The organism is Devosia sp. FKR38 (assembly GCF_005222805.1).
Lineage (GTDB): Bacteria > Pseudomonadota > Alphaproteobacteria > Rhizobiales > Devosiaceae > Devosia.
The window spans coordinates 302,257-315,279 of record NZ_STGC01000005.1; the positions used below are offsets into that span (position 1 = coordinate 302,257).

14 protein-coding genes are annotated in these 13,023 nt (G+C 65.2%); 13 read left to right on the plus strand and 1 reads right to left on the minus strand.

Features of this window, described 5'->3' with window-relative positions:
- Positions 1-85 precede the first annotated feature (85 nt).
- The 10 genes from E8M79_RS06565 (at position 86) to E8M79_RS06610 (ending at position 10,191) form a co-directional block, all read left to right on the plus strand.
- Positions 86-985, plus strand: a complete 900-nt coding sequence (locus E8M79_RS06565) for a heme o synthase (RefSeq protein ID WP_137153286.1) — start codon at positions 86-88, stop codon at positions 983-985.
- Positions 982-1,164 (plus strand): hypothetical protein, encoded by a 183-nt coding sequence (locus E8M79_RS06570; RefSeq protein ID WP_137151142.1) that lies wholly within the window; start codon positions 982-984, stop codon positions 1,162-1,164. Before E8M79_RS06565 ends, E8M79_RS06570 begins: the two co-directional genes overlap by 4 nt.
- Positions 1,164-1,727, plus strand: a complete 564-nt coding sequence (locus E8M79_RS06575) for a cytochrome c oxidase assembly protein (RefSeq protein WP_137151143.1) — start codon at positions 1,164-1,166, stop codon at positions 1,725-1,727. Before E8M79_RS06570 ends, E8M79_RS06575 begins: the two co-directional genes overlap by 1 nt.
- 2 nt (positions 1,728-1,729) lie before the next feature.
- Entirely contained in the window at positions 1,730-2,566 is an 837-nt protein-coding gene (locus E8M79_RS06580; RefSeq protein WP_137151144.1) for a cytochrome c oxidase subunit 3, read from the plus strand.
- A gap of 132 nt (positions 2,567-2,698) precedes the next feature.
- A complete protein-coding gene (locus E8M79_RS06585) occupies positions 2,699-2,986 on the plus strand; it encodes a DUF983 domain-containing protein (protein WP_349236038.1) in 288 nt (95 codons plus the stop codon).
- The gene (locus E8M79_RS06590; RefSeq protein ID WP_137151146.1) at positions 2,983-3,741 is read left to right on the plus strand and encodes an SURF1 family protein; all 759 of its coding nucleotides are present in this window, start codon (positions 2,983-2,985) and stop codon (positions 3,739-3,741) included. The genes E8M79_RS06585 and E8M79_RS06590 overlap by 4 nt, the downstream gene beginning before the upstream one ends.
- A gap of 69 nt (positions 3,742-3,810) precedes the next feature.
- Positions 3,811-5,205 (plus strand): threonine synthase, encoded by a 1,395-nt coding sequence (gene thrC / locus E8M79_RS06595; RefSeq protein WP_137151147.1) that lies wholly within the window; start codon positions 3,811-3,813, stop codon positions 5,203-5,205.
- Between the two features lie 53 nt (positions 5,206-5,258).
- On the plus strand, positions 5,259-6,521 hold the full coding sequence (locus tag E8M79_RS06600; RefSeq protein ID WP_137151148.1) for a pitrilysin family protein: 1,263 nt from the start codon (positions 5,259-5,261) through the stop codon (positions 6,519-6,521).
- A gap of 13 nt (positions 6,522-6,534) precedes the next feature.
- Positions 6,535-7,146: a GNAT family protein gene (locus E8M79_RS06605; protein WP_248304924.1), complete on the plus strand. Its 612-nt coding sequence runs from the start codon at positions 6,535-6,537 to the stop codon at positions 7,144-7,146.
- A gap of 189 nt (positions 7,147-7,335) precedes the next feature.
- Positions 7,336-10,191: a GGDEF and EAL domain-containing protein gene (locus E8M79_RS06610; protein ID WP_248304925.1), complete on the plus strand. Its 2,856-nt coding sequence runs from the start codon at positions 7,336-7,338 to the stop codon at positions 10,189-10,191.
- Between the two features lie 6 nt (positions 10,192-10,197).
- Here the strand turns inward: E8M79_RS06610 and E8M79_RS06615 are convergent, their stop codons facing one another.
- Complete coding sequence (locus E8M79_RS06615; RefSeq protein WP_137151150.1) at positions 10,198-10,773, minus strand: YqgE/AlgH family protein; 576 nt, start codon at positions 10,771-10,773, stop codon at positions 10,198-10,200.
- A gap of 119 nt (positions 10,774-10,892) precedes the next feature.
- On the opposite strand from E8M79_RS06615, the gene E8M79_RS06620 reads away from it, so the two are divergent.
- The 3 genes from E8M79_RS06620 (at position 10,893) to E8M79_RS06630 (ending at position 12,936) form a co-directional block, all read left to right on the plus strand.
- Complete coding sequence (locus E8M79_RS06620; protein WP_137151151.1) at positions 10,893-11,708, plus strand: protein-disulfide reductase DsbD domain-containing protein; 816 nt, start codon at positions 10,893-10,895, stop codon at positions 11,706-11,708.
- Between the two features lie 122 nt (positions 11,709-11,830).
- On the plus strand, positions 11,831-12,319 hold the full coding sequence (locus tag E8M79_RS06625) for a peroxiredoxin (RefSeq protein ID WP_137151152.1): 489 nt from the start codon (positions 11,831-11,833) through the stop codon (positions 12,317-12,319).
- 29 nt (positions 12,320-12,348) lie between these two features.
- Complete coding sequence (locus tag E8M79_RS06630) at positions 12,349-12,936, plus strand: hypothetical protein (RefSeq protein WP_137151153.1); 588 nt, start codon at positions 12,349-12,351, stop codon at positions 12,934-12,936.
- Positions 12,937-13,023 lie beyond the last annotated feature (87 nt).

Genomic DNA, 13,023 nt, shown 5'->3' on the forward strand with positions numbered 1-13,023 from the left:
ATCGGGCCGCCGCGTGCGGCCCGGTCCACCCCCGAGGAAAGCAAGGCCAGTGGCTCTTACCGACGACAGCACACAGCTTCCCGCCATGACGGGCGAGGCACGCGTCGAGGACTACCTCGCGCTGCTCAAGCCCAATGTCATGCAGCTGGTTGTGTTCACGGCCATCGTCGGTCTGCTGGTGGCGCCGGGCGGCATCAATCCGCTGATCGGCGTGATTGCCATCGTCTGCATCGCCATCGGTGCCGGCGCCTCTGGCGCGCTGAACATGTGGTATGACGCCGATATCGACGCCATCATGAGCCGCACGGTCAACCGGCCCATCCCGGCCGGTCGCATCACCGGCGGCGAAGCGCTGATCTTCGGCGTTGTGCTCTCGCTGTTCTCGGTGGCGCTGCTGGGCCTGGCGACCAATTGGGTCGCCGGCGGCCTGCTCGCCTTCACCATCTTCTTTTATGCCGTCGTCTATACGATGTGGCTCAAGCGCTCGACGCCCCAGAACATCGTCATCGGCGGCGCCGCCGGGGCTTTCCCGCCCATGGTGGGCTGGGCAGCCGTCACCGGCACAATCAGCCTGGAAAGCGTTGCGCTGTTCCTGATCATCTTCCTGTGGACGCCGCCGCACTTCTGGGCGCTGGCGCTCTATAAGCAGTCTGACTATGGCGCCGCCGGCATTCCCATGATGCCCAACGTCAAGGGCGCGGCCTCGACCAAGCGGCAGATCTTTGCCTATACGGTTCTGCTGGCCGCTGCGGCGCTGCTGCCCAGCCTGCTTGGCTTTGCCGGCTTGCCCTATACGGCCGTGGCCGTGGCGACGGGCGCCGGCTTCCTGTTCCTGGCGCTGCGCCTGCTGCGCACGGGTGACGATGTTGCCATGCGCAAGGCGGCCCGCGTGCTGTTCAACTATTCCCTGAGCTATCTGTTCGTGCTGTTCCTGGCACTGCTCTGCGACAATCTTCTGGCCCGCTTTGGAGGCTTTGGCGCATGAGTGCACCTGATGAACTCCGCGCCGTAGCGCTCGAAACGCCCGAAGTGATGGCCGCCCGTGCCAAGGCTAGGCGTCGTCGCTCGATTGCCCTGGCCATCGCCCTGGCGTTGTTTGCCGTGACCTTTTACACGCTGACCATCGTCAAGATGGGCCCGGCCCTGTTTGATCGGTCGCTGTGATGGCTGAGATTACCCAGTCGACCCCGCCCGCGGTCAACCGCAACAATCGCCGCGTGGCCTTCATGGGCCTGGGCATTGCCATGGGCATGGTGGGCCTGGCCTATGCCAGCGTGCCGCTCTATCAGTTGTTCTGCCAGGCCACCGGCTTTGGCGGCACCACGCGGGTGGCCACCGAATCCCCCAAGGGCATCATTGCCCGGGAAATGAAGGTTCGTTTTGACTCCAACGTCGCCAACGAACTGCCCTGGAAGATACAACCGGCCGCATCGATCACCGACAAGATCGGCACGGTCGATACCGTCAACTTCGTCGCACAAAATCTGTCCGACAAGCCGGTGACGGGCCGCGCCATCTTCAACGTCTCGCCCGAAAAGGCAGGCGCCTATTTCAACAAGATCGAATGCTTCTGCTTCACCGAGCAGACGCTGCAGCCCGGCGAGACCGTCGATATGCCGATCGTGTTCTTCATCGACCCCGAGCTCGACAGCAACAACGAGCTCGACACCATCAAAGAGATCACGCTCTCTTATACTTTCTACGCTTCAGACAACGAGGGAAGCTGAACATGTCCGCCATTGAGAAGAACCATGACTATCACATGGTCGAGCCGAGCCCCTGGCCGTTCGTCATGTCGGTTGCCGTCCTCATCATGGCGATGGGTGGCATTTTCTGGATGCACCATTGGACCCCGTGGGTCTTCTTCATTGGCCTCGTGGGTGTGCTCTACACCATGTACGCCTGGTGGAGCGACGTCATCAAGGAAGCCAACAACGGCCATGACCACACCGCCGTGGTGCAGATGCATCACCGCTATGGCATGATGCTGTTCATCGCCTCCGAAGTCATGGTGTTCTTCGGCTTCTTCTGGGCCTATTTCGATGGCTTCTTCCGCCTCGACGACGTTGAGCAATATGCGCGCGTCGCGGCCACCGGCGGCATCTGGCCGCCGACCGGCATCGAGCTGTTCGACCCCTTCCACCTGCCGCTGTTCAACACGCTGCTGCTGCTGACCTCGGGTACCACGGTGACCTGGGCGCACCATGCCCTGCTCGAGAACGACCGCGAAGGTCTCAAGTGGGGCCTGGCGCTGACCATCCTGCTCGGCGCGGTCTTCACCTGCGTGCAGATGATCGAATATTCCGAAGCTGGCTTCAGCTTTGCCGGCAACATGTATGGCGCCACCTTCTTCATGGCCACCGGCCTGCACGGCTTCCACGTGCTGATCGGCACCATCTTCCTGGCCGTCTGCCTGATCCGCGCCCTGCGGGGCGACTTCACCCCCGAGCGTCACCTCGGTTTCGAATTCGCCGCCTGGTACTGGCACTTCGTTGACGTGGTCTGGCTGTTCCTGTTTGCCTCGATCTATGTCTGGGGCAGCTGGGGCGTGGCCATCCACCACTAGGGGCCAGCCCCTCGCTTCTGACGGGGCGCAGCGATCCGCTGCGCCCCTTTGCTTTTGGAGACTATCGTGGCCCTGCCTTCGCCCTTCGTCGCCGGATTGCTCTGCCGCTGCCCGCGCTGCGGGGAGGGGCCCTTGTTCAAGGGTTATCTGAAGGTGGCGCCGCGCTGCAGCGCCTGTGGTCTCGACCTCGCCTTTGCCGACAGCGGCGATGGCCCGGCCATCTTCGTGATTTTCCTCGTGGCGCCCATTGTCGTGCTACTGGCCATGGTGGTGGGCGCGCTGTTCAATCCGCCGCCGCTGGTGCATCTGGCGCTGTGGATCCCCACCACGATCGTGCTGTCGCTGGCCCTGCTGCCGCCGTTCAAGGGCGTGCTGGTGGCGCTGCAATACCGCAACGACGCCCATGAGGGGCATCAATGACCAAGTCGAGCCGCCTCGGCCCGCTGATGACGGGCGGCTTTGTGGTGCTCATGCTGGCCCTGGCGGTGGTCTGCGCATTCCTGGGCACCTGGCAGATGCATCGCCTGGCCGAGAAGGAAGCGCTGATCGCCGCGGTCGACAGCCGCATCGACGCTGCGCCCATTGCTGTGCCCGAGGCCGGCACCTGGCCTACGCTTGATCTCGAGCAGGTCAATTTCCAGCCGGTGACCCTCACCGGCGCTTTCCGCTACAACCAGACCGTCACGGTGTTCACCAGTCTCGCCAATGCCCGCGGCAAGGCGTCGGGCCCCGGTTATTGGGTGATGACGCCCTTTGTGCTGCAGACCGGCGGCACGGTATTCGTCAATCGCGGCTTTGTCCCCGAGACCATGCAGGAAGCCGCCGTTACAGACGGGGAGGGCGACGGCACCATCGTCACCATCACCGGCCTGCTGCGTCCGGGCGAGGCCGCGGGCTTCATGACCCCGGCTGCCGACACCTCCAACCGCGTCGAATGGGTGCGCGACCCCAATCGACTGGCCGCCATGGTCGATCCGGCCCTCGCGCCGATTGCGCCCTTCTATGTCGACATGCCCGCCGGCGCGCCTGGCGAGCTGCCGCAGGGCGGCGAGACCGTGATCGAATTCCCCAATAACCACCTGGGCTATGCCTATACCTGGTACGGCTTTGCCATCGTGGCCGTGGTCATGCTCGGCTTCTGGCTGTGGCGCCAGCGCAAGGCGGCCAAGACCTGATCCGGCAAACTTGCGATTGCCGGGTCAATTCACTAGGTTGCAACAATTCCAAAAGGGCTCCTTCCCCGAATGCAATTTGTATCAACGCGCGGTCAGGCGCCCGTGCTCGGCTTCTCTGACGCAATTCTGGCCGGTCTGGCATCCGACGGCGGCCTCTATGTCCCCCAGAGCTGGCCCCAGGTCGGCGCCCAGGAGATCGCCAGCTTTGCCGGCAAGCCCTATGCGGAGGTGGCCTATGCCATCATCAGCCGCTTCACCGGCGATGAGATTGCACCGGCCAAGCTCAAGCAGATCATCGACGCCGCCTATGCCGACTTCCGCCATCCTTCGGTCGCGCCGTTGATCGAACTGGCGCCGGGGCACTTCGCGCTCGAGCTGTTCCACGGGCCCACGCTGGCGTTCAAGGACGTCGCCATGCAGTTCCTCAGCCGCATGATGGACCATATCCTGGCCGAGCGCGGCCTGCGCGCCACCATTGTCGGCGCCACGTCGGGCGACACAGGCTCGGCCGCCATCGAGGCTTTCCGCGGTCGCGACACCACCGACATCTTCATTCTTCATCCCCAGGGCCGCACCTCGCCGGTGCAGCGCCTGCAGATGACCACGGTGCTCGACGAGAATGTGCACAACATTGCCATCGAGGGCACGTTTGACGACTGCCAGAACATCGTCAAGGCGATGTTCAACAACCATGGCTTCCGCGACCGGGTGCGCCTATCGGGCGTCAATTCGATCAACTGGGGGCGGATCGTTGCCCAGATCGTTTATTACTTCACTGCCGCCGTCTCGCTGGGTGCGCCGCACCGTCCGGTGAGCTTCACGGTGCCGACCGGCAATTTCGGCGACATCTTCGCCGGCTATTGCGCCAAGGCCATGGGACTGCCGATCGACCGGCTGGTCATCGCCACCAATGCCAATGACATCCTGCGCCGCACCATGGAAACCGGCCGCTATGACATGGCCGGCGTCGCCCCCACCATCAGCCCTTCGATGGACATCCAGATCTCGTCCAATTTCGAGCGCCTGCTGTTCGAAGGCGCCGGGCGCGATGCCAGCGCTGTGGTGCGCATGATGGATGGCCTCAAGCAGTCCGGCGGCTTTGCCGTGCCCGAGGGGACGCTGAACGCCATCCGTCGCGATTTTGCTGCGGGCACCACTGACGAGGCCGCCACCAAGGCCACCATCGCATCCGTCCATGCCAAGGCGGGCTATCTGCTCGACCCGCACACCGCCGTGGGCGTCAGCGTGGCCATGCAGCAGCCCCAGAGCGGCGTGCCCATGGTGACCCTGGCCACTGCCCATCCGGCCAAGTTCCCGGCCGCCGTCAAGGCTGCGTCGGGCATTGATCCGGCGCTGCCGGCCTGGCTGGCCGATCTCTATGATCGCCCCGAGCGATTGAGCGTTCTTGCCAACCAACAGCAATCCGTCGAAGACTTCATCCTGGCGCGCACACGCGCTGTCTAGCGAACCAACAAGGCCAGGTGGTCATTGGATCGCCGGTCTGAGGAGACTGTCTCTTGAGCGTACAATCGACGACCCTCGACAATGGCATGGTGGTCCTCACCGACGACATGCCCCATCTCGAAAGCGCCTCGCTGGGCGTGTGGGTCAAGGCGGGTGCGCGCTCTGAACGCAAGACCGAGCACGGCATCTCCCATCTGCTCGAGCACATGGCCTTCAAGGGCACCAAGACGCGCAATGCGCTCAACATCGCCGAGGCCATCGAGAATGTCGGCGGTGACCTCAATGCCGCGACCTCCATCGAGCACACCGGCTATTTCGCCCGCGTGCTCAAGGAGGATGTGGTGCTGGCCGCCGATATCCTCAGCGACATCCTGCAGAACTCGCTGTTCGACGAGGAAGAGCTGACTCGCGAGAAACAGGTGATCGTCCAGGAAATCGGCGCGGCACGCGACAATCCCGACGATCAGGTGTTCGACCTGTTCCAGCAGGCCGCTTTTCCCAGCCAGCCCATCGGGCGCACCATTCTGGGGACGGTGGATTCGGTGCGGGCCTTCAACCCCGACACCATCCGCAAATATATGAACCGCAACTATGTGGGCGACCACATGGTGATGGCCGCCGCCGGCAATGTCGACCACGACGGCCTGGTCAACGTGGCGCGGGAACACTTCTCCACCCTCAAGCCCAATGGCGCCCCGGCGCCGCAGCGCGCCGAATATCAGGGCGGGCAGGAGCGCCTGGTCTCCGAGCATGAGCAGGCCCATATCGTCATCGGCTTTGAGGGCCGCGCTTACAATGCCGACGGCTTTTATGCCGCGCAGGTGCTGGCCTCGATCCTGGGCGGGGGCATGAGCTCGCGCCTGTTCCAGGAAGTGCGCGAGAAGCGCGGCCTGTGCTACTCGGTCTATTCCTTCCACTGGGCCTTTGCCGACAGTGGCGTCTTTGGCGTGGCGGCAGCCACAGGCGAAGAGGAGGTGGCGGACCTGGTGCCCGTCGTGCTCGACGAACTCAAGCGCGCCACCGAGCACATCACCGAGGAAGAGGTTGTGCGCGTGCGCAACCAGATTCGCGCGGGCCTCCTGATGTCGCTGGAAAGCCCGTCCGCCCGCGCCGGCCAGCTGGCCCGCCAGCAGATTCTGTGGGGCCGCCCCATCCCGATGCAGGAGACGGTCAACCGCATCAACGCCATCACCACGCGCCGCGTGCAGGAGGTGGCCGAGCAAATCTTCACCTCTGGCGCACCGACGCTGGCTGGCATTGGCCCGATCGGCAATCTGGCCGATGTCGAGGCCATCAGCGACCACATCAAGCGCTGATCGGCGTCTCTCCGTGCCCTGGCCCTGGTCATCCCAGCAATCGCTGATCACCCTGCGCGGCCCGCGGGTCACGCTGCGCCTGCCGCAGCTGTCCGACTATGAGCAGTGGTATCGGCTACGCCTGGCCAGCAGCGACTTTCTGCGCCCCTTTGAGCCACGCTGGACCGAGGCGGACCTGGCCCGCCGGGTGTTCGTGCAGCGCGTCAAGCGCGCCCGGGAGGAGGCCGAGGAGGGCACGGACTATTCGCTCTTCATCTTCCAGCCCGATGGTCGCCGCGAGACCCTGGTGGGGGGCGTGACACTGTCCAATGTGCGGCGTCGCGCCGCCCAGTTCGTCAATCTGGGCTATTGGATGGGCCAGCAATATGCCGGCCAGGGGCTGATGAGCGAGGCGGTGTCGCTCTGCCTGCCGTTCACCTTCGACACGCTCGACCTCCACAGGATTCACGCCGCCTTCCTGCCGGGCAATATGGCGTCGCGCCGGGTGCTGGAGAAGAACGGCTTTGTCGAAGAGGGCTTTGCCGAGAACTACCTGCAGATCAACGGCCGCTGGGAGGACCATGTGCTGTTCGCCCTGACCCGCGAACGCTACGAGCGCGCGCGCCATGGCGGGCGTCTGGCCTAGGCCTGTTGCGCAATGGCAACAGTGGTCGAACCTTGCCGCTGGCGATATTCCCCGCTACCAAAGACCGCTCCCCGTCCGAGGGAGCCCTGGAATTTGCGTGGCCAAAACACCGCCTGCTGGTTCCACCGCCACAATGATGCCCACCGCAGGATTTAGTCGCCCTTGATGCGTCATCTACATGCACTCGCGATGTGTCTTGCGTTCGCGCTGGCCCTGCTCGCACCAGCCGCCGCGCTTGAGGTCATTTCCGTCCCCGACGACGTCAATGCCGTGAGCCTGTCCGATGTCATCGAGGTCGTGCCCGGCCAGGGTGGCAAGGTGCAGTTGTCCACGGCCCCGGCCGAGGACGGCATTATCCGCCGCATCGAAGTGCTGGCCTCCGAAGAGGGGACCAATCCCAGTTACGCGCTGTTCGCCCTGCGCAACGACAGCGACCAGCAGATCGAACGCCTGCTGGTGGCGCCCTTCTTCCGCCTGCCGGGTTCCGGCATCATCCAGCCCGATCTGGGCGATGATCGCATTGCTGCGCTGACCCCCAGTTCCGGCATCCGCCCGGTGCGCCTGGCTGACACCGAAGCCGATGTGTTTGAGGTGACCCTCGACCCCGGCGCCACGGTGACCTTTGTCGCCGAGTTGCGCGGCGCCGACCTGCCCGAGCTCTATCTGTGGCAGCCCAATGCCTACCGCGACTATGTGAACTCCTTCACCCTGTTCCGCGGCGTGGTGCTGGGCGTGGCCTCGCTGGCGGCGGTGTTCTTGACCATCATGTTCGTGGTCAAGGGCCGCGGCGTCTTTCCGGCCACGGCGGCGTTCGCCTGGGCCGTGATGGCCTATCTGCTGATCGACTTCGGGGTCATGGGGCGCCTGCTGGGCCTCACCGCGACCGGCGTGCAACCGCTGCGCGCAGCGGCGGAGGCGGGCATCGCCACGACGCTGGCGGGGTTCCTGTTCATCTATCTCAACCTGCACCGCTGGCATCTGCGCTTCGTGCATCTGGCGCTGGGCCTGGCCGCGCTGTTCCTGGCGCTGTTCGGCTTTGCCTTCTTCGAGCCGTCGAGCGCCGCCACCATTGCCCGGCTGGTGCTGGCCCTGTTGGGCATTTCCGGCCTGTTCCTGATTCTGCTGCTGGCGCTGCGCGGCTATGACCGCGCCGTGCTGCTGGTGCCCACCTGGATCATCGTCATTGCCTGGCTGTTCTACAGCTGGCTGGTGGTCTCCGGTCAGGTGTCCAACGACGTAGCCCAGCCTGCCGTTGGCGGTGGCCTTGTGCTCATCGTCATGCTGCTCGGCTTCACCGCTGTCCAGCATGCCTTCTCCGAAGGCCAGGTCAGCATCGGCACGCTGTCCGAAGTCGAGCGCCGCGCCCTGGCGCTGACCGGCTCGGGCGACTTCGTCTTCGACTGGAATATCGAGCGCGACCGCGTCTCGGTCAGCGAGGAGCTGGCGACGCGCCTGGGCGAGAAGCGCGGCAGCCTGCGCGGCGCCATCAAGCGCTGGCTCGACCGCGTACATCCCGACGACCGCGACCGCTTCCGCACGGCCTTTGACACGCTGGTGGAGCTGCGCCGCGGCAAGGTGTCGGCCGATATGCGCATCGCCAGCCACGACGGCAGCTACCGCGCCTTCCGTATGCGGGTGAAGCCCGTGCTGGGTGGCGACGGCCAGGTGAACCGCATCGTCGGCACGCTGCAGGACGTCACCGAGGACCGCGCCTCGCGCGAGCGCCTGCTGCATGACGCCGTGCATGATAGCCTCACCGGCCTGCCCAATCGCATGCTGTTCCTCGACCGGCTGGAGCGCAGCCTGGTGCGCGCCCGCATGCCCGGGGGCATCAAGCCGGCGGTGTTTCTGATCGATATCGACCGCTTCATGGAGCTCGAAGAGCGCATCGGCCATTCGGCAGCAGATTCGGTGCTGTTGGCCATTTCGCGCCGCATTGCCCGCATCATGCGGCCGCTCGACACCGTGGCCCGCGTTACCGGCGACCAGTTCGCGGTGATCCTCGCATCCGAGCAGGCGGCGGGCAAGATCGCCGAGACGGCCGAACAGATCCGCAAGGCGCTCAAGGCGCCGTTCAACTTTGGCGACCGCGACCTGTCGCTGACCGCCTCGATCGGCGTGACCATCTATGACAGCAACCCCGCCAGCGCCGCCGACGTGCTGCGCGACGCCGAGCTTGCCATGTATTATGCCAAGCGGCTGGGCGGCGACCGTATCGAGGCCTATCGCGCCTCGGCGCGCTCGATTGCCGCCTATAATCGCGCCAGCGAGGAAGACCTCGAACGCGGCATGAAACAGGGCGAGCTGCATGTGCAGTTCCAGCCGGTGATGGACCTGCAGACCAATCAGATGGTCGGCGCCGAGGCGCTGATGCGCTGGATCCATCCGACGCGCGGCGTGGTCAACCCGGACGAATTCGTCGCCCTGGCCGAACGCTCCGGCCAGATCGAAAAGCTCGGGCGCCTGGCGTTCGAACAGGCCGCCGCACAGGCGCGGGACTGGATGACGACCATCGGCCTGCCCGAGGGCTTCTTCATCTCGGTCAATCTGTCGCCGACCCAGTTGGGCACCGAGACGCTGCTTAACGACCTGCGCAGCCTGGTCAACCAGGACCGTGCTCTGGCCCAGCATCTCAAGCTCGAGATCACCGAGAGCCAGCTGATGACCAATCCCGAGCACTCCGCCTATATGCTCGAGGCGCTGCGCACGCTCGGCCTCGGGCTGGCGCTCGACGATTTCGGCACCGGCCACTCCTCGCTGAGCTATCTGCACCGCTTCCCCTTTGACACCATCAAGATCCCGCGCCCCTTCGTGAAGCTGGGCGATGGCAGTGGCATTGCCCATACCCAGGGGCCGATCATCCGGGCCGTGGTGGCGCTGGGCGCCGATCTGGACCTGATGGTGATTGCCGAGGGTGTCGAGACCAGCGAGGAAGCCGACCGTCTGCGCGCGCTCAATTGCCGCTATGCCCAGGGCTATGCCTTTGGCGCGGCGATCACCGGCGCCGATTTCGGCCGCAAGCTGACTGCCCAGCTGGGTCGCTAGGCCGCACTAGGCGTGGCCGGCGTCCGGGCTGAGCGTGGCTCGGGTGATATTCAGGCTGGCGAGGGCCGCGTCATAGCGGCGCTCGACCGGGGTCTCGAACAGCAGTTCGCGCGAGAAGGGAACGGTGAGCCAGCCATTGCCGGCCAGTTCGTCCTCGAGCTGCCCGGCACTCCAGCCGCAGCAGCCCAGCACGAACAGCGATGAGCGTGGGGCCGGGCCAAAGGCCATGGCCTTGAGCACATCCAGCGTCGCCGTAAGGCTCACGCCCGACGTGACCGCATAGGTATTGCCGCTCTTGTAGTCGGATGAATGCAGCACGAAGCCGCGGCCCTTCTCCACTGGCCCGCCACGCATGACGGCGCGCTGGCGGATGGCATCGGGCAGGCGGATGACGCTGTCGGGGTCACCCAGGTCGAGTTCATCGAGCACATCGGCAAAGCGCAGATTGGGCAGTTCGTGATTGACCACGAGCCCCATCGCCCCTTCGTCGCTATGGCCGACGACGAGGATGACGCTTTCCTGGAAGCGCTCGTCTTCCATGTCGGGCATGGCGACGAGAAATTGGCCTTCGAGCGACTGCATGCGCCAATTCTAGGCAGACTTGCCCCGCCTGCCAAGCGGGGCAGGCACGGGGCGCTATCACGAAGCTCTGATGGTTTTGTCCCTTTGCCTCGCCCCCCAGCTGGGGTAATGGCTTGGGCATGCGCCAGTCTGCCTCCACCATCGCCGCCCTGCTGATGTTGCTGGGGCCCGCCGCTGCGGGCGAAACGCCATGGCAGGAGGTGGCGCCCGGCGTCAACATCCGCATGATCTCGACCGGTCAGGTCAAGCCCGATGGCACCACGCTCGTGGCGCTGGAGCTCGACATGCCGGCCGGCACCAAGACCTATTGGCGCGTGCCGGGCGAGACAGGCCTGCCCACCGACCTCGACTTTTCTGCCAACGCCCAAGTCAAGAGCCACGAAATGCTTTGGCCCTATCCCACCCGCGAAGAGCAGGACGGCTATCTCGACTATGCCTATTTCGGCGACACCGTGCTGCCGGTCGAACTGACGCTGGCGCCCGGCGCCCATGCTGCCGACGTGGCCGCCACCATGGGCATATGCTCTGATATCTGCGTGCCGGCCCAGGCGCATTTCACGCTGGCTCTGGATGATGCGGCCCCGGACCGCGCCAATGGCCTGCGCATCCGCCAGGCCCTGGCCATGGTGCCCATCGAGTGGACCGATCCGCGCCAGCCTGTGGGCGACGTGACCTATGATGCGGCCGCCGCCATGCTGGTGGTGCCTGTGGGCGATGCGGCCGTGGACCGGGACACCCTGATTGCCTCCACCGCCAGTGGCGTGCCGGTGTTCGGGGCGCCGCAAATTAGCCCGGAATCCAATGTAGTGCTCATTCCCGTACTGGGGGATATCGAGGAGAGCGAACTGGTCGGCCAGACCGTGCAGCTGTCCTTCACCACGGGCATGGGGGCCTTCGAGCTGGCCCGCACCGTCAAACCGGCGCCGGGCCAATAGAGTCGGGCACTCCGGCGCGGTAGGCCTTGTCTGGGCGGCCAAAGCCGCATATTCCCAAAGCACATGTCGAGCGCGCTGTGGCGCTGCCGGAAGGCGGGCCACCTTTTGAGGCCTATGCAAATATGATCGAACGCGGCAATCCCATTCCCTCCGTGCCCACCAAGCTGGTGACCGCCGATGGCGTCAGCGACACCACCACAGATGCGGTTCTGGGCAAGGGCCTTGTCGTGGTGTTCACCGTGCCAGGCGCCTTCACCCCCACCTGCCATGTCAATCACCTGCCGGGCTTTGTTGCCAACCAGGCCAAGATCAAGGCCGCTGGCGTCGCGCGCATCGTTTGCGCCTCGGTCAATGACCACCACGTCATGAAGTCCTGGGCAGAAGCCTCCGGCGCTCTGGGCGTTGTCGATTTCGTCGCCGACGGCAATGGGGCGCTGGCCGCCGCGCTGGGCCTGGATCGGGACCTTGGCCAGTTCGGCATGGGGACCCGTTTTGCCCGTGCGGCCCTGCTGATCCGCGACGGCGTGGTCGATGCCGTGTTCGTCGAGGATGGTCCGGGCGTCAATGCCAGTGGAGCCCCCGCCATTTTGATGGCTCTTGAAGCCGCCTAAGGCTACCTTTGCATCAGGGAGACCTGCTGATGACTGATTTCGCGCCTCTGGCCTCGCGCCTGTCCGCCGCCGCCGCCCTGGCCACCTTGCTGGCCGGTTGTTCCATGGGGGGCATGTTTGGCGGTGGCTCCTCGACGCCCTCGCCGAGCCTGCAGAACGCCACGCCCAGCCCGGCGGCCGTTGCCCAGGCCCAGACCAATGCGCTGCCCGCCATTGCCACGCAGTGCCCGCCCATTCGCGTGCGCCCCGGTGGCGAAGCCATGTTCTACTATGGCAACGGCAAGACCGGTGACCCCAAGGCCCTGCAGTACCAGGGCGTGATCGACGAGGCGACGCGCAATTGCGTGGTGTCCAACGGGCTGATCACCGTCAACATGGGCGTGGTCGGCCGCGTGCTGCTCGGCCCCCAGGGCAACCAGGCCGCGGTGACCGCACCGATCCGCTTTGCCGTGGAACGTGACGGCCAGGCCATCTTCTCGGAAAAATATGCCGTGCCCGTGGCGCTGACTCCGCCGGCCCGCTCAGCCGAATTCGTCAAGGTCATCGAGAACATCGCCATCCCCTATCTCGGCGGCGAAGAGATCATCATCTGGGTCGGTTTCGACACCCGCGGCTGACGATCGACCGCGCAAGACGATCAGACGACAAAGGCCCGTGGATAAGTCCACGGGCCTTTTGGTTTTTAGTCGAAGCGGAGGGGCCGC

Excerpts from the sequence above, each read along its gene's own strand:
- E8M79_RS06565 (WP_137153286.1), top strand. The coding sequence starts at position 86 with ATGACGGGCGAGGCACGCGTCGAGGACTACCTCGCGCTGCTCAAGCCC.
- E8M79_RS06570 (WP_137151142.1), top strand. The coding sequence starts at position 982 with ATGAGTGCACCTGATGAACTCCGCGCCGTAGCGCTCGAAACGCCCGAA.
- E8M79_RS06575 (WP_137151143.1), top strand. The coding sequence starts at position 1,164 with ATGGCTGAGATTACCCAGTCGACCCCGCCCGCGGTCAACCGCAACAAT.
- E8M79_RS06580 (WP_137151144.1), top strand. The coding sequence starts at position 1,730 with ATGTCCGCCATTGAGAAGAACCATGACTATCACATGGTCGAGCCGAGC.
- E8M79_RS06590 (WP_137151146.1), top strand. The coding sequence starts at position 2,983 with ATGACCAAGTCGAGCCGCCTCGGCCCGCTGATGACGGGCGGCTTTGTG.
- thrC (WP_137151147.1), top strand. The coding sequence starts at position 3,811 with ATGCAATTTGTATCAACGCGCGGTCAGGCGCCCGTGCTCGGCTTCTCT.
- E8M79_RS06610 (WP_248304925.1), top strand. The coding sequence starts at position 7,336 with ATGTGTCTTGCGTTCGCGCTGGCCCTGCTCGCACCAGCCGCCGCGCTT.
- E8M79_RS06615 (WP_137151150.1), bottom strand. The coding sequence starts at position 10,773 with ATGCAGTCGCTCGAAGGCCAATTTCTCGTCGCCATGCCCGACATGGAA.
- E8M79_RS06620 (WP_137151151.1), top strand. The coding sequence starts at position 10,893 with ATGCGCCAGTCTGCCTCCACCATCGCCGCCCTGCTGATGTTGCTGGGG.
- E8M79_RS06625 (WP_137151152.1), top strand. The coding sequence starts at position 11,831 with ATGATCGAACGCGGCAATCCCATTCCCTCCGTGCCCACCAAGCTGGTG.
- E8M79_RS06630 (WP_137151153.1), top strand. The coding sequence starts at position 12,349 with ATGACTGATTTCGCGCCTCTGGCCTCGCGCCTGTCCGCCGCCGCCGCC.